The 16,961-nt window shown below is 74.4% G+C and carries 16 protein-coding genes and 2 pseudogenes; 9 read left to right on the plus strand and 9 right to left on the minus strand.

The window, feature by feature from the left end:
- Positions 1-78 precede the first annotated feature (78 nt).
- From L6E17_RS01080 to L6E17_RS01100, 5 genes are all read left to right on the plus strand, one after another.
- Positions 79-1,317: a MurT ligase domain-containing protein gene (locus tag L6E17_RS01080; protein ID WP_236238912.1), complete on the plus strand. Its 1,239-nt coding sequence runs from the start codon at positions 79-81 to the stop codon at positions 1,315-1,317.
- Positions 1,318-1,344: 27 nt separating this feature from the next.
- Positions 1,345-2,073: a type 1 glutamine amidotransferase gene (locus L6E17_RS01085; protein WP_236238913.1), complete on the plus strand. Its 729-nt coding sequence runs from the start codon at positions 1,345-1,347 to the stop codon at positions 2,071-2,073.
- Between the two features lie 234 nt (positions 2,074-2,307).
- A complete protein-coding gene (locus tag L6E17_RS01090) occupies positions 2,308-3,333 on the plus strand; it encodes a 6-phosphofructokinase (protein WP_236238914.1) in 1,026 nt (341 codons plus the stop codon).
- A 125-nt stretch (positions 3,334-3,458) separates the two neighbouring features.
- Positions 3,459-4,415 (plus strand): cytochrome c oxidase assembly protein, encoded by a 957-nt coding sequence (locus tag L6E17_RS01095; RefSeq protein WP_236238915.1) that lies wholly within the window; start codon positions 3,459-3,461, stop codon positions 4,413-4,415.
- A 59-nt stretch (positions 4,416-4,474) separates the two neighbouring features.
- The gene (locus L6E17_RS01100) at positions 4,475-4,633 is read left to right on the plus strand and encodes a hypothetical protein (RefSeq protein WP_175499805.1); all 159 of its coding nucleotides are present in this window, start codon (positions 4,475-4,477) and stop codon (positions 4,631-4,633) included.
- A 222-nt stretch (positions 4,634-4,855) separates the two neighbouring features.
- Here the strand turns inward: L6E17_RS01100 and L6E17_RS01105 are convergent, their stop codons facing one another.
- Complete coding sequence (locus L6E17_RS01105) at positions 4,856-5,458, minus strand: hypothetical protein (RefSeq protein ID WP_236238916.1); 603 nt, start codon at positions 5,456-5,458, stop codon at positions 4,856-4,858.
- Between the two features lie 149 nt (positions 5,459-5,607).
- Between L6E17_RS01105 and L6E17_RS01110 the strand changes: the two are divergent.
- Positions 5,608-5,709: pseudogene (locus L6E17_RS01110) on the plus strand (SPFH domain-containing protein); the annotation flags it as partial.
- Positions 5,710-5,781: 72 nt separating this feature from the next.
- Here L6E17_RS01110 and L6E17_RS01115 read toward each other — a convergent pair.
- The gene (locus L6E17_RS01115) at positions 5,782-7,404 is read right to left on the minus strand and encodes a carboxylesterase/lipase family protein (protein ID WP_236238917.1); all 1,623 of its coding nucleotides are present in this window, start codon (positions 7,402-7,404) and stop codon (positions 5,782-5,784) included.
- A gap of 397 nt (positions 7,405-7,801) precedes the next feature.
- Between L6E17_RS01115 and L6E17_RS01120 the strand changes: the two genes are divergently transcribed.
- Positions 7,802-8,494, plus strand: coding sequence for a 1-acyl-sn-glycerol-3-phosphate acyltransferase (locus tag L6E17_RS01120; protein ID WP_236238918.1), 693 nt, complete (start codon positions 7,802-7,804; stop codon positions 8,492-8,494).
- Here the strand turns inward: L6E17_RS01120 and L6E17_RS01125 are convergent.
- From L6E17_RS01125 to L6E17_RS01150, 6 genes are read right to left on the minus strand one after another with little or no spacing between them, the layout of a single operon-like run.
- On the minus strand, positions 8,400-9,224 hold the full coding sequence (locus tag L6E17_RS01125; RefSeq protein WP_236238919.1) for an urease accessory protein UreD: 825 nt from the start codon (positions 9,222-9,224) through the stop codon (positions 8,400-8,402). The two genes, L6E17_RS01120 and L6E17_RS01125, sit on opposite strands and share 95 nt — an antisense overlap.
- Positions 9,221-9,919 (minus strand): urease accessory protein UreG, encoded by a 699-nt coding sequence (gene ureG / locus L6E17_RS01130; protein WP_236238920.1) that lies wholly within the window; start codon positions 9,917-9,919, stop codon positions 9,221-9,223. The genes L6E17_RS01125 and ureG overlap by 4 nt, the downstream gene beginning before the upstream one ends.
- Positions 9,920-9,939: 20 nt before the next feature.
- Positions 9,940-10,602, minus strand: a complete 663-nt coding sequence (locus L6E17_RS01135; RefSeq protein ID WP_236238921.1) for an urease accessory protein UreF — start codon at positions 10,600-10,602, stop codon at positions 9,940-9,942.
- Between the two features lie 15 nt (positions 10,603-10,617).
- Positions 10,618-12,354 carry an urease subunit alpha gene (locus L6E17_RS01140; protein WP_236238922.1) on the minus strand — a complete coding sequence of 579 codons (1,737 nt, stop codon included), beginning with the start codon at positions 12,352-12,354 and terminating at the stop codon, positions 10,618-10,620.
- Positions 12,347-12,658: an urease subunit beta gene (locus L6E17_RS01145; protein ID WP_236238923.1), complete on the minus strand. Its 312-nt coding sequence runs from the start codon at positions 12,656-12,658 to the stop codon at positions 12,347-12,349. Before L6E17_RS01145 ends, L6E17_RS01140 begins: the two co-directional genes overlap by 8 nt.
- An 11-nt stretch (positions 12,659-12,669) precedes the next feature.
- Positions 12,670-12,972, minus strand: a complete 303-nt coding sequence (locus tag L6E17_RS01150; protein WP_236238924.1) for an urease subunit gamma — start codon at positions 12,970-12,972, stop codon at positions 12,670-12,672.
- A gap of 474 nt (positions 12,973-13,446) precedes the next feature.
- Between L6E17_RS01150 and L6E17_RS01155 the strand changes: the two genes are divergently transcribed.
- A complete protein-coding gene (locus L6E17_RS01155) occupies positions 13,447-14,322 on the plus strand; it encodes a universal stress protein (RefSeq protein WP_268984675.1) in 876 nt (291 codons plus the stop codon).
- Positions 14,323-14,819: 497 nt separating this feature from the next.
- Here L6E17_RS01155 and L6E17_RS01160 read toward each other — a convergent pair.
- Positions 14,820-15,812: pseudogene (locus L6E17_RS01160) on the minus strand (TerC family protein); the annotation flags it as partial.
- Positions 15,813-16,528: 716 nt separating this feature from the next.
- Between L6E17_RS01160 and L6E17_RS01165 the strand changes: the two are divergent.
- Positions 16,529-16,882: a helix-turn-helix domain-containing protein gene (locus tag L6E17_RS01165; RefSeq protein ID WP_236238925.1), complete on the plus strand. Its 354-nt coding sequence runs from the start codon at positions 16,529-16,531 to the stop codon at positions 16,880-16,882.
- The last annotated feature ends 79 nt before the right edge of the window (positions 16,883-16,961 follow it).

Below are 16,961 nucleotides of genomic sequence, written 5' to 3' on the forward strand. Positions count from 1 at the left end.
TCGCAGGTGGCGGGGTTCGGGGCGGCGGCCGTCTCTCGATAGGCTGAGCCAGGACCCACGCTAGGAGGAACAAGGACGATGGCAGGCAACTCGGAGCCGCTGTCGCCGCGCGCCAAGCTGGCCGTGACGGCGGGCAAGGCCGCAGCGGCGGTGTCTCGCGCGGCGGGCCGCGGCAGCGGATCGGTGATCGGTGGCCGGGTGGCCCTCAAGCTGGACCCGGATCTTCTGGGGCGGCTCGCGCAGCACCTGGACGTCGTCCTGGTCTCGGCGACCAACGGCAAGACGACGACGACGCGCCTGATCGCCGAGGCCCTGCGCGCCAGCGGGCCCGTCGTCTCCAACGCGCTCGGCGCCAACATGCCCGCGGGCATCACCTCCGCCCTCGCCGGCGGCGGTGAGGCGAAGTACGGCGTCATCGAGGTCGACGAGAAGTACCTGGCCGGGGTGGCCCGGGACGTCACGCCCAAGGCGGTGGCGCTGCTGAACCTCTCCCGCGACCAGCTCGACCGCGCCGCCGAGACCCGGATGCTCGCCGAGAAGTGGCGGGAGGGACTGTCCGGCCAGAAGGCCGTGGTCATCGCCAACGCCGACGACCCGCTGGTCGTGTGGGCCGCCTCCTCGTGCGCGAACGTCGTGTGGGTGGCGGCCGGCCAGGAGTGGAAGGACGACGCCTGGTCCTGCCCCGCCTGCGGCGGTGTCATGCAGCGGCCCGGCGACGACTGGTTCTGCGGCGAGTGCGGTTTCCGCCGCCCCTCCCCCACGTGGGCGCTGAGCGGCGACCACGTGCTGGACCCGCACGGCCAGGCCTGGCCCATCCGCCTCCGGCTGCCCGGTCGCGCCAACAAGGCGAACGCCGCCACCTCCGCGGCCGTCGCCGCGGTCTTCGGGGTGCCGCCGCAGGTCGCCCTGGAGCGCATGTACGACGTGCAGGCGGTGGCCGGACGCTACGACGTGGTGTCCTTCCAGGGCCGCGACCTGCGGCTGCTGCTCGCCAAGAACCCGGCCGGCTGGCTGGAGACGTTCTCGCTCATCGACCCGCCGCCGACACCCGTCATCCTGTCCGTCAACGCCCGGGGCGCGGACGGCACGGACACCTCGTGGCTGTGGGACGTCGACTACCCGCGGCTGGCCGGTCATCCGATCTTCGTCCTCGGCGACCGCAGGCTCGACCTGGCCGTGCGCCTGGACGTCGCCGGTCTGGACTTCCGGGTCTGCGAGACCCTCGACGAGGCCGTGCAGCTCGCCCCGCCCGGCCGGATCGAGCTGATCGCCAACTACACGGCGTTCCAGGACGTGCGCCGCCGCGTCGGCAACTGACCACCCTCCGCGAAGGACGAAACGAGCATGAGCGACAGCAGCCTGCGCCTGGTGTGGGTCTACCCGGACCTGCTGAGCACGTACGGCGACCAGGGCAACGTGCTGGTCACCGAGCGCCGGGCCCGGCAGCGCGGCCTGGACGTGCAGCGCATCGACGTACGCAGCGACCAGGCCGTGCCGACCTCCGGCGACATCTACCTCATCGGCGGCGGCGAGGACCGGCCGCAGCGGCTGGCCGCCGAGCGGCTCCGCCGGGACTCCGGCCTGACCCGGGCCGCCGAGAACGGCGCGATCATCTTCTCCGTCTGCGCTGGCTACCAGATCCTCGGACACGAGTTCATCAACGACCTCGGGGAGCGGGAGCCCGGCCTGGGCCTCCTCGACGTCATCTCCACGCGCGGCGAGGGCGAGCGGTGCGTCGGCGACGTCCTCGCCGACATCGATCCGCGGCTGGGGCTCCCGCAGCTGACCGGGTTCGAGAACCACCAGGGCGTCACCCACCTCGGCCCGACCGCCCGCCCCTTCGCCCGGACCGTGTTCGGCAAGGGCAACGGCACCGGCGACGGCACCGAGGGCGCGTACAACGAGACCGTGTTCGGCACGTACATGCACGGCCCGGTCATGGCCCGCAACCCGCAGATCGCGGACCTGCTGCTGAAGCTGGCCCTGGACGTCAACGCGCTGCCGCCGGCCGACGAGCGGTGGTACGACGCGCTGCGCGCCGAGCGGATCGCGGCGGCGAGCCAGCCCGAGTGACCCCCGGCCGGCACCGGGCCGGCAGCGGCCCCGGGAGGGCCGGAAACCGCTCATCCGGGCGGCCGTGCGAACGTCTGTTGCGTACGGCCGCCTGCGGTTTTGTCGCTTTCTCTGAAGTCGTCCAAAGGTCGGACGTCAGGTTCGGTGGTTACCCCGTGTACCGGTAGGGTGGCGGCGATCCAGCCGGACGACGTGGTCCGGGAGTCCGCCCACGTTGCAAAGGTTTTTCGGGCTATGCGCATTGGTGTGCTCACGTCCGGGGGCGACTGCCCCGGCCTGAACGCCGTCATCCGCTCCGTCGTCCACCGCGCCGTCGTCGACCACGGCGACGAGGTCATCGGCTTCCACGACGGCTGGAGGGGCCTCCTGGAAGGCGACTACCGCAAGCTCGACCTCGACGCGGTCGGCGGCATCCTCGCGCAGGGCGGCACCATCCTCGGCTCGTCCCGCGTCCAGCCCGCCCACCTGGTGGACGGTGTGGAGCGCGCCAAGGGCCACGTCGCCGAGCTCGGCCTCGACGCGGTCATCCCGATCGGCGGCGAGGGCACCCTGAAGGCGGCCCGGCTGCTGTCCGACGCCGGACTGCCGATCGTCGGCGTCCCGAAGACCATCGACAACGACATCTCCGCGACCGACGTGACGTTCGGCTTCGACACGGCCGTCGGTGTCGCCACGGAGGCCCTGGACCGGCTGAAGACGACCGCGGAGTCCCACCAGCGGGTGCTCATCGTGGAGGTGATGGGCCGGCACACCGGGTGGATCGCCCTGCACTCCGGCATGGCGGCCGGCGCCCACGCCATCGTGGTGCCCGAGCGGCCCTTCGACCTCGACGAGCTCACCGCGCGCGTCGGTGCCCGGTTCGCGGCGGGCAAGCGGTTCGCGATCGTCGTGGCCGCCGAGGGCGCGAAGCCCCGGCCGGGCGGCATGGAGTTCGACGAGGGCGGCAAGGACATCTACGGCCACGAGCGCTTCGCCGGGATAGCGCGGCAGCTCTCCGTCGAGCTGGAGCGGCGCCTCGGCAAGGAGGCCCGCCCGGTGATCCTCGGCCACGTCCAGCGCGGCGGCACCCCGACCGCCTACGACCGGGTCCTGGCGACCCGCTTCGGCTGGCACGCGGTGGAGGGGGTGCACCGCGGCGAGTTCGGCATGCTGACGGCGCTGCGCGGCACGGAGATCGTGATGGTGCCGCTCGCGGAGGCCGTGGAGACGCTGAAGACGGTTCCCGAGGAGCGGTACGCCGAGGCCGAGACGGTCCTGTGACGCGTACGGCCGGCCCGTGACGCGGCCCGCCCGCCCCCGAACCGCCCCCGGTCGCCGACGCGGCCGGGGGCGGTTCTAGTCTGGTGCGGCAAGCGGACAACCCAGCACGAATCAGGAGCCGGCGGATGGATCACAGCGGGCACGGCATGACGGCGGACCTTCCGCCGTTCACGCTGGGGCGGGGCCTGGCGTTCTCCCCGGACGCGTTCTTCCTCGTCAGCTGCCTGGTGGCGCTCGCCCTCTACGGGTGGGCGGTCGTCCGGCTGCGGCGGCGCGGCGACGCCTGGCCGGTCGGCCGGACGGTGTTCTTCGCCCTCGGCGTGCTGAGCGTGGCGCTGGTCACCTGCACCGGCATGAACGACTACGGCATGGTCATGTTCAGCGTGCACATGGTGCAGCACATGGTGATCAGCATGCTGTCCCCCATCCTCGTGCTGCTGGGCGCGCCGGTGACGCTGGCGCTGCGGGCGCTGCCGGTGGCGGGCCGGGGCCGCGGCAAGGGGCCGCGGGAGTGGCTGCTGATGCTGCTGCACAGCCGGTACCTGCGGGTGATCACGCATCCGGCGTTCACGATCCCCATGTTCATCGCCAGCCTGTACGGCCTGTACTTCACCCCGCTGTTCGACTTCCTCATGGGGTCCAGGCCGGGGCACATCTTTATGATGGTGCACTTCCTGGCCGTGGGGTTGACGTTCTTCTGGCCGATCATGGGCGTGGACCCGGGGCCGCACCGCCCGGGGTACGTGATGCGGATGCTGGAGCTCTTCGCGGGCATGCCGTTCCACGCGTTCTTCGGGATCTCGCTGATGATGGCGTCGCAGCCGATGGTGAACACCTTCCTGAACGCCCCGGCGTCGCTGGGCGTGGACCCGCTGTCGGACCAGAACGCCGCCGGCGGCATCGCCTGGGCGTTCAGCGAGATCCCCTCGGTGGTGGTGCTGGTCGCGCTGCTGTTCCAGTGGTACCGCTCCGAGGAGCGGGCGGCGCGGCGCGCGGACCGGGCGGCCGACCGGGACGGCGACAAGGAGCTGGAGGCGTACAACGCGTACCTCGCCTCGCTCCAGGCCCGCGGCAGCAGCTAGCGTTCCGGCCCCGGTGGCGGGACCATGGCAGCGAGGCCCGCGGCCGTGAGGAGGACACGATGTCCGGTTCCACGAAGACCATGGGGGTGCTGACCATCGGGGCGCTGGTGCTGACGACCGCGTACACGGTGGCGCTCGGCAGCAACGGGTGGCTGTGGTTCGCCTGGCTGGTGCTGGGGCTGGCGACGCTGGGGATGCTCACGACGCGCGACACCTGAGCCGCCGGGGCCCGGGCCCGCGGAGCGGCGGGCCCGGGCCCCGGTGCGTCTCGGCGGGCGGTGTCCACCGCGACCACAAGCCGGGCGACCTCACCTACGGCTCACCGCGGCCGGACCCGCCGCCCCGCGCGGTGGCGCTGCCCGGGCCGCTGCCGCGGGTGAGGCCACCGGCGGGGTGCGGTTCCGGGGCGGCAGCGGTGCGGCGCGGCCCCGGATCCCGGGTCAGTGGCCGAAGGCCACGACGCCGTAGCCCTCGCGGGCGCGGGCCTGGCGCATCCAGTCCACGCAGGACTCCACCGCGGCCAGCACCTCGGGGTCGAGGCCGCCGCGCTTCTCCGGTGCGGCGGCCTCCCACTGGGCGAGGCCCTCGGCGCACTGGTCGGGGGTCCACTCGCCGTACGCCGGGAGGAAGTCGGGACGCGGCAGCGGCTCGGGCACCGAGCCGTACATGAAGTCGGTGACGGCCACCGCCGTGACGCTCGCCTCCCGCAGGCCCTCGTCGACGCGCTCCAGCCACCCGGAGCGGAACGGCGAGAAGTCGTTGTTGAACAGCCAGCGACCGTGGAACTCGCAGATCATCTGGTACGCGTAGCCGTACTGGAAGGCGTGGGCGGCGTCGAACGGGCCGCCGGCCACCACCGCGCGCAGCGCCTCGTACCGGCTCGGGGCCCCCTGGGCGAGTTCGTCGGCGAACCATTCGTCGGCGTGGGCCATCTGCTGCTTGAAGCGGCCGCCGATCATGCGGCGCAGCTTGTCGTCGCCGGATCCGATGGCGGCGCGGGCCTTGGCGATGTCGACGAGGTAGGGGCTCAGTGCGTAACTCATGATCGAACCCTAGACGGGGCCACTGACAACGGACTTCACGCCCGCCTCCGGGCCCCGGCGCGGACGGCTGCACCCCTCCCCCATTTCGTCAACTTGACGAGAACAGGGGCCCTGTTTATCGCCCTACCGACGAGAATCAGGGGGTCATCATGGCCGACGTCAGCAGGCGCCTCGGATGGCGCCACCTGCGCTCCGCGCCCACCGCGCACATCCGCCACCTCAGACGGGACCGGCTCGTCCACGACGGCCCGTGCCGCGGGCGGGGCGCGCCCGCCGGCACGGGGACAGGGGTCCCGCGCCCGGCGGGCGGGCGCCGCCGGGGCTCAGCGCAGGCGGCGCCAGAAGCCCAACCGGTGCTCCCGGCGGTAGTCGACCGGGCCGACGCGGTCGGGTGCCAGCGACTGGACGTACGGGATGCGGTCCGCCGGCCGGTGCGCGGGCCATGCGGCCAGGCCCGGCGCGTTGGGGTCGCCCGTGCGCGCGAAGGCCGCCCAGTAGGCGGTCATGGTCGCCGACAGGCGCCGCTGCGCCGGGGTGAAGCGGGGCTCCGCCTGGTCGTCCTCGAACAGGTACGGCCCGTCGGCGGCGTGGAAGGCGCCGAAGTCGAAGCGACCGGGCAGCGGCAGGTACATCGGGGCGTCCCGGTCGGCGAACTCGTAGGCGTACAGGGGCACGCGGCTGCCGAGCACCCTGTGCTGCGCCTCCGTGCCGCGGGCCCACATGCGGTCCGTGACCACGGTGGCCCAGGCGAGGCCCGGGGAGGGGAAGGAGCCGGTCGGGTAGGCCGCGCGGACGCGCCGGGCCTGCGGGCCGAACGCGGTGCGCAGCGACGTGCGGTAGTCGTCCTCCGTGAAGGGGCGCCCCACGGCGTCGTACAGCATGCCGACGAAGGTGCGGTGCTCGTCGCGCGTGGCGCCGGACAGGACGGGCACCCGGTGGAAGCGGCCGGCCCGCAGCGCGTCGGGCGGGAGCTCGGGAAGCGTCGCGTTGCCGACCGCGAACGCCTGGAAGGCGTTCATGATGTGCGGCACTTCGAGGATGCGCTTCACCGGCAGGGCGCGCAGGCACCGCAGCGAGCGGTCCGGGTCCGGGTCCCGGCAGCCGAGCGGCGCGGTCATCGCCTCGGTGGTCTCCTCCATCTCTCGGCCGGTGCGCCAGACGTACCACGGGTATCCGGGCACGCCCGGGCCCATCGCTCCCGCGGGCATGTCCATCATGCCCTCGCCGCTCGCGGTCACCGCCCGGTGGAACAGCCCGCGGGCGCCCGGCGACGTGAGGTGCCCGGCGATGGCCGACGCCCCGAACGACATCCCGGCGACGGTCACGTTGCCCGGGTCGCCGCCGAAAGCGGCGGCGTTGCGCTGCACCCAGCCCAGTGCGGCCTGCTGGTCGAGCAGCCCGAAGGTGCCGGAGCCGGGCAGGCCGGGGCGGGCGAAGCCGCCGAACACCCCGAGACGGTAGTTGACCGTCACCACGAGCAGGCCCCGCGCGGCCAGGCGGCGCCCGTCGAAGAAGGCGCCGCCGCCGATGGCGCCGTCCCCGTGGATCCACACCAGCACGGGAGCCGGCCGCCGCGCCGCGGCGGGCGGGGTGGTGACGTTCAGGACCAGGCAGTCCTCCTCCGTACTGGAGATCGGCGCGTACGGCGACGGCACCTGCGGGCACAGCGGTCCGGGCCTGCCCGCGTCGCGCACACCGTCCCACGGGCGTACGGGCCTGGGCGGGGCCCACCGGTACTGCCCGGTGGGCGGTCCCGCGTAGGGGATCCCGTAGTACACGTCGTGCGCCCCGGAGCGGACCCCGCGCACGAGCCCGGACTCGGTGCGGGCCGTCGGCGCGGCCGGCGGACCGCTGCCCGCGCCGGGTACCGCCGCTGCCGTGGCCGCCATGGCGCAGAGGGCGCCCACCGCCGCGGCAGCGCGCCGCAGCCTGGTCCCTGGAGGCATCGCCGTCCCCTTCCGGGCCGTTCGCCGCATGGATCGGCATGCCTTCCCCGGGCGCCCCGACGGCACCACCGAGACGGCCCTCCGGGTGTACGGGACCACCCGCACGGTGCTGCCGCGGCCGGCCGCCGGGTCCCGGCGCCGCGCGTCACCGCTCCCGCCGGCGGCGGGGCCGCCGGGCCGCCCGACACGGCGGGTGCGGCGCAGCAGGGCGGACCGCGCGGCCGTGGCACAGAATGAGCGGGCACCGCCCCACGGCGGTCGCCGGCCGGCCGGTGCGCGTCCGGCGGCGGACGGTCGCGGGGCAGTCCGGCGCCGCCCCTCGCCGCCCCTCCGCGCGTCGCGCGAGCGGGGTAGAAGGCACTCGGCAGGTCCGGTCCGGCGAGTAGGGAGACGACGGATGTTCTACTACGTGCTCAAGTACGTGCTGCTCGGCCCGCTGCTGCGGCTGCTGTGGCGGCCGCGGGTCGAGGGGCTGGAGCATGTGCCGGAGACCGGTGCGGCCATCGTGGCGGGGAACCACCTGTCGTTCTCGGACCACTTCCTGATGCCCGCGGTGCTCCCCCGGCGCATCACGTTCCTCGCGAAGCAGGAGTACTTCACCGGACCGGGCCTCAGCGGCCGGGCCACGGCGGCGTTCTTCCGCAGCGCCGGTCAGATCCCGGTGGACCGGTCCGGCAGGGACGCCGGGCGGGCCGCCATCCGGGAGGGGCTGGAGGTGCTGCGGCGGGGGGAGCTGCTGGGGATCTACCCGGAGGGCACCCGGTCGCACGACGGGCGGCTGTACAAGGGGAAGGTCGGCGTCGCGGTGATGGCGCTGACGGCGGGGGTCCCCGTCGTGCCGTGCGCCATGGTGGGCACCTTCGAGATCCAGCCGCCCGGGAAGGTGCTTCCGAAGGTCAGGCGGGTGTCGATCCGGTTCGGGGAGCCGCTGGACTTCTCGCGGTTCGCGGGCCTGGAGCACGAGAAGGCGGTGGTCCGGGCGGTGACGGACGAGATCATGTACCGGATCCTGGAGCTGTCGGGGCAGGAGTACGTGGACGCGTACGCGGCGGACGTGAAGGCCGCGGAGGATCGGCCCAGGGGCTGCTGAGCGCGGCCGCCGCCTCGTCGAGGACGCCGCGCAGCCGCCGGGCGTCGGCGGCCACCGCCGTCACCAGGGCGCCCGGCCCGGCCAGCGGCGTGAGGACCGCCGTGCCGCCGAGCAGCCCCGCCTCCACGGGCCGCTCGGCGAACTCGGGCCGCACGACGAGGAGTTGACCCACCGCCCGGTGCCCGCCCAGCACCGCACCCCCGTCCCAGCCCGCGGGCGCGCCGGACCCGAAGGCCAGTTCCTGGTCCAGCAGCGGCAGGCCCGCGCGGCGGACGGTGAGCCGGGTCGCGAGCGTCCCGGGCGGCTCCCCCGCGCGGCCGAGCACCTGCTCCTCGCGCAGGACGAGGCGGGCCCCCGGGGCCAGGTCGACGACGGTGCGCATCCGCAGGTCCGACCGGTGCGCCGCGATCAGCTGCTCCGGCAGCCAGCGCAGTTCGGCCCCCTCCCCCGCGGTGAGCCGTACGTCGTACCGGGCCGGGGCCCTGTCGGCGCCGGGGAGGGACACCGTCGCCGCCGCCGCGTCGACGAGCAGGCGCGCCCCGTCCCGTACGGTCACGTCGAGGCTCAGGTGGTCGCCGCCCAGGGGCGCGCTCATCGCGCCGACGACGGTGACCCGGGCGTACGGGCCGGTGGCGCGGGTGCGGCGCAGGGCGAGCGGTCCCGCGCTCTCCAGGACGGGGAGGGTGCCGTCCGCCTCGGCGACGATCCGGGCCGCGGCGCGGACGCTCACGCCGCGCCGGCCGGGGCGGTCCAGGCCGCCAGGCGCGCCCGCACCCAGTCGGCGACCGGGGCGACACCGTCCCGTGTGGTCAGGGAGGTGAAGACGACGGGCAGGTCGCCGCGCTGCTCCTTGGCGTCGCGGGCCATGCGCCCCAGGTCGGAGCCGGTGTACGGAGCGAGGTCGGTCTTGTTGACGACGAGCAGGTCGGCGGTGGTGACGCCGGGACCGCCCTTCCTCGGGATGTCGTCGCCGCCCGCGACGTCGATGACGAAGATCTGGGCGTCGACGAGGCCCTTGGAGAAGGTCGCGGTGAGGTTGTCGCCGCCGGACTCCACGAGGATCAGGTCGAGCGGGCCGACGGCCTCCTCCAGTTCCTCGACCGCTTCCAGGTTGGCGGATATGTCGTCGCGGATCGCGGTGTGCGGGCAGGCGCCCGTCTCGACGGCGGCGATCCGCTCGGGCGGCAGGACGGCGTGGCGCAGCAGGAACTCGGCGTCCTCGCGGGTGTAGATGTCGTTGGTGACGACGGCGAGGGAGAGCCGGTCGCGCAGGGTGCGGCAGAGCGCGGCGACGGTGGCGGTCTTGCCGGACCCGACGGGCCCGCCGAGGCCGATGCGCAGGGCGCGGCGGCGTCCGTCGGGGCGGAACGCGTCGGCGCTCACGGCGGCGGCGCCGTCCGGTCGGTGGCTGTGGTCGAGGTGCATGCAGGGCTCCCGGTAGGGGGTCAGGAGGCGAAAAGGCGCACCGGCCAGGCCGCGTGCTGCTCCGCCGTGATGTCCAGCAGGGGTGCGGAGGCCGCGGGCAGGGCGTCGACGCCCTCCGCGGCGGCCTCGGCCGCCCGCACGGCGACGGCGTCCATGTCGGGCGCCAGCCGGGCGAGGACGGCCGCGGCCTGGAAGGGGTCGAGGCTGAGCAGCCGCACGGCCGCGGTGGCGGGGCCGCTGACGGTCTCGTACGCGGCGCAGTGCGCGGCGTCCCGCGCTCCGAGTCCGGCGGCGCGGGCGGTAGCGCCGAGGACGACCGGCTGGTGGGCGCCGCGCGGGTACGCCCGGGCGAGGGCGTCCAGTGCGGGGCACGGCCAGGTGGCGCGGGCGGCCCGCAGCAGCTGCCTGCCGAGGCGGCGGGAGGCCGCGCGCAGCGCGGGCGAGGCGGTGCGGGCGTCGGCGGCCGCGTCGAGGTGCGCCGGGTCGTGCCCGAGGGCGGCGGCCGCGGCGAGCCCGGCGGCGGTGAGGCCGGCGGTGTGCAGGCGGCCGCGGCAGAAGCCCTCCAGGTCGGCGGCGTCCTTGAGGCGGCCGGCCCGGACGGCGGCCTCGGCTCCGCCGGAGTGGGCGTGCCCGCCGGCGGGGAAGCGCCCGTCGGCGAGCACGAGCAGTGCGGACCGGGTCATGCTGCTCCCTGCCGTTCAGAAGAGGAAATAGCGCTGCGCCATGGGGAGTTCCGCGGCGGGGGCGGGTTCGACGGGCTCGCCGTCGATGGTCACCGCGAAGCTGTCGGGGTCGACCCGCACGTGCGGGGTCGCGTCGTTCTCCCGCATGTCCGCCTTGGTGACGCCCCGCACGCTGCGGGCGGCCGTGAACCTCTTGCCCAGTCCGAGCCGTTCCGGCAGGCCGTCGTCGAGGGCGGCCTGCGCGGTGAAGTTGACGGAGTTGGCCGCGGGGGCGCGGCCGTGGGCGCCGAACATGGGGCGGGGCAGGACGGGTTGGGGCGTGGGGATGGAGGCGTTGGCGTCGCCCATCTGCGCGTACGCGATCTGGCCGCCCTTGATGACGAGGTGGGGCCGGACGCCGAAGAAGGCCGGTTCCCACAGCACCAGGTCGGCGAGTTTGCCGGGTTCGACGGAGCCGATCTCGTGGTCGAGGCCCTGCGCCGCGGCCGGGTTGATCGTGTACTTGGCGACGTACCGGCGGGCGCGGTGGTTGTCGGCGCGGCCGTCGCCGGGAAGGGCGCCGCGGCGCCGCTTCATGACGTGCGCGGTCTGCCAGGTCCGCAGGATCACCTCGCCGATGCGGCCCATGGCCTGCGAGTCGGAGGAGATGATCGAGATCGCTCCGAGGTCGTGCAGGATGTCCTCGGCGGCGATGGTGGTGGGGCGGATCCGGGACTCCGCGAAGGCGAGGTCCTCGGGGACGGCGGGGTTCAGGTGGTGGCAGACCATCAGCATGTCGAGGTGCTCGTCGACGGTGTTGACGGTGTGCGGCCGGGTCGGGTTGGTCGAGCTGGGCAGCACGTGCGGCTCGGAGACGACGGTGATGATGTCGGGTGCGTGGCCGCCGCCCGCGCCTTCGGTGTGGTACGCGTGGATGGTGCGGCCCGCGATGGCGGCGAGGGTGTCGCCGACGAACCCGGCTTCGTTGAGGGTGTCGGTGTGGATGGCGAGTTGGGCGCCGGTCCGCTCGCAGACGTCCAGGCAGGTGTCGATGGCGGCCGGGGTGGCGCCCCAGTCCTCGTGGATCTTGAACCCGAGGGCGCCGCCGCGGAGTTGGGCGTGCAGCGCTTCCCTGGACAGCGTGCTGCCCTTGCCGAGCAGGCCGATGTTGACGGGGAGGTCGTCCATCGCCTCCAGCATGCGGGCGAGGTGCCATCCGCCGGGGGTGACGGTGGTGGCCTTGGTGCCCTCGGCGGGTCCGGTGCCGCCGCCGACGAGAGTGGTGACGCCGGAGGCGAGGGCGGTGCCGGCCAGGGTGGGGGAGATGAAGTGGACGTGGGCGTCGACGGCTCCGGCGGTGAGGATCCTGCCGTTGCCCGCGATGACCTCCGTCTCGGGGCCGATGACCAGGTCGGGGTGGACGCCGTCCATGGTGTCGGGGTTGCCGGCCTTGCCGATGCCGGTGATGCGGCCGTCCCGGATGCCGATGTCGGCCTTGACAATCCCCCAGTGGTCGAGGACGACCGCGCCGGTGATGACGGTGTCGGGGGTGCCGTCGGCGCGGCCGGCGCGGGACTGGCCCATGGACTCGCGGATGACCTTGCCGCCGCCGAACACAGCCTCGTCACCCGCGCGTCCCGGTCCGCCGCAGCGGTCCTCCTCGATCTCGACGAGGAGGTCGGTGTCCGCGAGGCGGATGCGGTCGCCGGTGGTGGGGCCGAACAGGTCGGCGTGGACGGCGCGGTCCAGCAGCACGGGACGCGGCTCAGTCATCGAGGGGGCCTCCGGTCTCTCCGCGCAGCCCCGGGACGATCCGCGCACCGGCGAGCGGGACGAGGGAGACGTCGACGGGGACGCCGGGCTCGAAGCGCACGGCGGTGCCGGCGGCGATGTTCAGCCGGAGGCCGCGCGCGGCCTCCCGGTCGAAGCGCAGGCCGGGGTTGGCTTCGGCGAAGTGGTAGTGGGAGCCGACCTGGACGGGCCGGTCGGCGGTGTTGAGGACGGTGAGCCGGGTCACCGGGCGCCCTTCGTTGAGGGCCACGGGCTCGTCCGCGTACAGGATCTCTCCGGGGATCATCCGCGCGCCCTTCAGAGGATCGGGTCGTGGACGGTGACGAGCTTGGTGCCGTCGGGGAAGGTGGCCTCCACCTGGACGTCGTGGAGCATCTCGGGGATGCCCTCCATGACGTCGTCGCGGGTGAGCACCTTGCGTCCCGACGCCATGAGTTCGGCGACGGTGCGGCCGTCGCGGGCGCCTTCCAGGATGTGCGAGGTGATGAGCGCGACCGCTTCGGGGTGGTTGAGCCGCACACCGCGGGCGAGGCGCTTGCCGGCCACGTCGGCGGCCACGTGGACGAGCAGGCGTTCCTGCTCGTGGGGGCTCAGGTACACGTCTCACCTCACAGTTCCCGCCCGGCGGTCGCCCCGGGCGCAACGGGACACTATCCGGCTTCAACACCTTGTTGAGCTGCGAGGACGACTGTGTCGGAGAGATATTTCAAACTCTCGCAGAAGTTTTTCCGGGAGGTTAACCGGCGTTTTGCCGACCCATGGGAAGCGGGACGGCTTCCGGCTGGAGGCGGGGCAGCGGCCGGCGTTGACGGCGGGCCCGGCAGGGCGGCGGGGCGGGCGCGGTCGACGGGGGAAACCGCCGGGGGCACGGTCGGCGGGCCTGGCCGGCGGGGCCGGCCCGGTCGGCTGCGGGGCCTCGTCGGAAGGCCGTGGCGGTGACGTCCCGCGAAATCCCGGGGGAGCTTCGGCCGGCCGGGGGTACCCGTTCGGCCCCGTGGTCGGGACCGTCGGCGCATGGCACCGGCACTCGGCGGACGGGAACCTGGAGGCATTGTTCCCCTCACCTTTGGAGGCATGGTGGCCGGTCTTGTGGTCGTCGGCGCGGACGGGTCGCCGTCGAGTCTCGCCGCGGTGGAAGCGGCGGCGCGCGAGGCGGAGTTGCGCGGGGCGCGGCTGCGGGTGGTCCACGCGTTCCTGTGGCCTGCGATGCACGTGCCGCTGGGGCCGCCGGAGGGCGGGCTGCGGAACATGGTGGAGCACCTGGTCGCCGAGTCGGTGGACCGCGCCCGTTCGGTGGCGCCCGGCCTGGACGTCACCCACGCCGTGGTGACGGGCGAGCCGCTGTCCGTCCTGGAGGTGCAGTCGCGTGAGGCGGACCTTGTGGTCGTCGGCTCGCGGGGCGCGGGAGGGTTCGTCGGGCTGCTGGTGGGCTCCACGGCGGTCCATCTGGCGGCGCACGGGTCCTGCCCGCTGCTGGTGGTGCGGGAGGCGGGCGACCCGTCGGGGCCGGTCGTGCTGGGGGTCGACGGGTCCCCGGCGGGTGAGCGGGCGGTGGAGTTCGCCTTCCGCGAGGCGGCGCTGCACGGCACCGGCCTGGTGGCGCTGCACGCCTGGACGACGTGGAACGCGCCGCTGCCCGAGCCGCACGACGGGTCCGAGCCGTACGCGAACCCGCCGGGCGCGCTGGCCGACGGGGAGCAGCTCCTGGTGTCCGAGGCGCTCGCCGGCAGCAGGGCCCGGTATCCGGAGGTGGCGGTGGAGCAGAGGGCGGTGCGGGGCGCCACGCGGGAGGCGCTGATCGAGGCGAGCCGTTCCGCCCGCATGCTCGTGGTCGGTGCGCGGGGGCGCGGAGGTTTCGCGGGCCTGCTCCTGGGCTCGGTCAGCCAGGCCATGCTGCACCACGCGCACTGCCCGGTCGCGGTGGTACGGGGTGGGGACGCCCGCGCCTGACGGCGGCGGAGGTACGCGGCGGGCGGCGGCCGGTACCGGGGGCCGCGAGGCGCGGACGCACGCGGCGGGCGGCCGACCGGTACCGCTACCGCTACCGCGGAAGGGTGGCGTACGCGGCGGCCGGCCGGCACCGCCACCGCGGAACGCTGATGTACGCGACAGGCGGGCGGCCGGTACCGCCACCGCGGAAGACTGACGCACCCGACAGGCGGCGGGTGCCGCGGCTCCGTGGGAGCGCCGGTGCCGCGGCCGCACGAGAGCGCCGGTGCCGCGGGAGCGCCGCCGTGCGTGCCCGGCCCCGCGACCGGGCACGGGCGCAGGCTCGCGGGGCCGCGGGAGCCCCGCCGCCCGGGCCGAGGTGCCGGTGACCGGTGGACCCGCCGTGGGGTGCGGCGCGGGGACACGCGTACGCCGTCCCGTGCCCGCCGGGGTGGTTCACGGGGGCCCTTGCGCACCACCCGAGCCCGGGGGTCGGTGCGCGGGTCCGCGGCACGCTCCGGCCCGGGGCCCGCGGCCTCTCCGGCACCGTCCGCGGGGTCGCCGTCCGCTGGGTCGCCGCCGTCGCCGCGGGTGGCCAGGAGGGACCAGGCGATGGACACGGTGAGGGTCACCACGATCACGCCCAGCGTCAGCGGGATCGGCAGCTTCCCCACCGGGGTCTCCGACAGGATCAGCTTCACCCCGGCGAAGGCCAGCAGCACGGCCAGCCCGTAGTGCAGATAGGCGAACCGGCGCAGCAGCCCGGCCAGGCAGAAGTACAGACTCCGCAGGCCCAGGATGGCGAAGGCGTTGGCCGTCCACACCAGGAACGTGTTGGTGGTGATCGCCAGGACGGCGGCGACCGAGTCGACGGCGAAGACCAGGTCCGTGGCCTCGATCGCGACCAGCGCCACAAAGAGCAGCGTGGCCACCCGCCGCCCGTCGATCCTCGTGAAGAACCGGTCGCCGTGGTACCTCGCGTCGGTGGGCACGATCCTCTTGACCAGGCGGACGACGGGGTTGCGGTCAGGGTCCACCTCCACGTCCTTGGAGACGGCCATCTTCCAGCCGGTCCAGATCAGGAACGCCCCGAACAGGTAGGCGCTCCAGAAGAACACCTCAAGCAACCCGGCGCCGACGAAGATGAACACCAGCCGGGCGCCCAGCGCTCCGATGACCCCCCAGAAGAGCACCTTGTGCTGGTAGGCGTCGGGGACGGCGAAGAAGGAGAAGACCAGCGCGAAGACGAAGACGTTGTCGACCGACAGCGCCTTCTCGATCAGGTAGCCCGCGTAGTAGGTGGAGGACACCTCGGCGCCCTGCCAGACCAGCAGGACCAGGCCGAAGGCGAGACCGATCGCAATCCACGCCCCGGACCACAGGGCGGCTTCCTTGAAGCCGATGACGTGGCTGTCGCGGTGGGCGATCAGGTCGACGGCGAGCATGACGGCGATGACGAGCGTGACGGCGGCCCACGCCCACAGCGGGACGGAGAACGACACCTCGTTCATCGCGGTCTGCCTCGGGCCGGGTCGGGCGTGCCCGGGTCCACCGGTACGGAGGAGAGCCCGGCCGGCGACCGCGGGGCCACGGCGCCGCGCTCGCGGGCGCGCCGCCCCCTCGGAGAACCACCGGCGCGGCTGCAGGGCGAGGGCCACGCACAGTCCACCGACGGCCAGGGCGGCCAGGGCCGGCAGCCACCAGGAAGTCGGCGCTTCAAGCCCGTCCATCACCCGTTCCCCTCCTTCCCCTGGCTCTTCTCCTGCCGGCCGGCCGGCAGGCGCCGCGCACCGGGCGGCCGCACAGCGCGGGCCCCAGCGGGCGACGGGCGGCCCGCCCTGTGCCGCCGCAGACGGCGGCCGCGGCCCCGGAGGCGACGGCGCACCCGCACGGCCCGCCGACCGGGGCGCGGCCCTCGGCCAGGCTGCGTGCGGCGCCCGCGCCAGGTCCCGGCCGGAGGCCGTCGCCGACGGGGCGTGGTGCCGCGCGACCACCGCCGCCGCGGCCGCGCGCCTGCCGGAGACGACACGCGCAGGACGCGGCTCGGCGGGCAAGGGCCGGCCTTCGAGAGGACATCGAAACCCCTTCCAGGGCCGAGAGGACCGGGAGCGTCCATCGTCCCCGCACACCCAAACACCCGTCAAGCGTTATGCGAAACTTATTTCGCTAATGATTGTTCGCCTAATGGCATTGATCGGCTGAAGCCGACTTCGTACGATGAGGAAACATGAATCGGCCAACCTCCGCCCGCAGCGACCACTGGACCTTCCTGACCAACCACGCCCGCGTCCTGATCACTCTCGCCCGGGATCCCGGCTGCCGCTTGCGCGACGTCGCGGAGCTGATCGGCATCACCGAACGCGCCGTACAGCTCATCGTCGCCGACCTGGAAGCAGCCGGGTACCTCACCAGGACCCGGGTAGGCCGCCGGAACCAGTACACGATCGACCCGACCGTGGCACTGCGCCACCCCGCGGAGGCCGGCCATCCGGTCGGCGATCTCCTGGCCACGTTCCTGCACCGCGAGGACAGCCCCGCCCCCGAGCAGGAGCACGCAGCCTCCGAACCGACCGCCGGCTGACCCCCGGCGCACCCCCACCCGCCCCGGCGCCCCCGCCGGCACCCTTCCCCCGGGGCCCGCCGAACCGTGCCCACACGTC

Origin of the sequence: Streptomyces sp. CC228A (assembly GCF_021390935.1) — a bacterium.
Taxonomy (GTDB): Bacteria; Actinomycetota; Actinomycetes; order Streptomycetales; family Streptomycetaceae; genus Streptomyces.

Bases quoted from the DNA above. Each gene is read 5' to 3' on its own strand.
- L6E17_RS01135 (WP_236238921.1), bottom strand. From the start codon at position 10,602: ATGACCCGGTCCGCACTGCTCGTGCTCGCCGACGGGCGCTTCCCCGCC.
- L6E17_RS01100 (WP_175499805.1), top strand. From the start codon at position 4,475: ATGTCCGGTTCCACGAAGACCATGGGGGTGCTGACCATCGGGGCGCTG.
- L6E17_RS01085 (WP_236238913.1), top strand. From the start codon at position 1,345: ATGAGCGACAGCAGCCTGCGCCTGGTGTGGGTCTACCCGGACCTGCTG.
- L6E17_RS01140 (WP_236238922.1), bottom strand. From the start codon at position 12,354: ATGACTGAGCCGCGTCCCGTGCTGCTGGACCGCGCCGTCCACGCCGAC.
- L6E17_RS01155 (WP_268984675.1), top strand. From the start codon at position 13,447: ATGGTGGCCGGTCTTGTGGTCGTCGGCGCGGACGGGTCGCCGTCGAGT.
- L6E17_RS01095 (WP_236238915.1), top strand. From the start codon at position 3,459: ATGGATCACAGCGGGCACGGCATGACGGCGGACCTTCCGCCGTTCACG.
- ureG (WP_236238920.1), bottom strand. From the start codon at position 9,919: ATGCACCTCGACCACAGCCACCGACCGGACGGCGCCGCCGCCGTGAGC.
- L6E17_RS01105 (WP_236238916.1), bottom strand. From the start codon at position 5,458: ATGAGTTACGCACTGAGCCCCTACCTCGTCGACATCGCCAAGGCCCGC.
- L6E17_RS01115 (WP_236238917.1), bottom strand. From the start codon at position 7,404: ATGCCTCCAGGGACCAGGCTGCGGCGCGCTGCCGCGGCGGTGGGCGCC.
- L6E17_RS01145 (WP_236238923.1), bottom strand. From the start codon at position 12,658: ATGATCCCCGGAGAGATCCTGTACGCGGACGAGCCCGTGGCCCTCAAC.
- L6E17_RS01120 (WP_236238918.1), top strand. From the start codon at position 7,802: ATGTTCTACTACGTGCTCAAGTACGTGCTGCTCGGCCCGCTGCTGCGG.
- L6E17_RS01165 (WP_236238925.1), top strand. From the start codon at position 16,529: ATGAATCGGCCAACCTCCGCCCGCAGCGACCACTGGACCTTCCTGACC.
- L6E17_RS01080 (WP_236238912.1), top strand. From the start codon at position 79: ATGGCAGGCAACTCGGAGCCGCTGTCGCCGCGCGCCAAGCTGGCCGTG.
- L6E17_RS01090 (WP_236238914.1), top strand. From the start codon at position 2,308: ATGCGCATTGGTGTGCTCACGTCCGGGGGCGACTGCCCCGGCCTGAAC.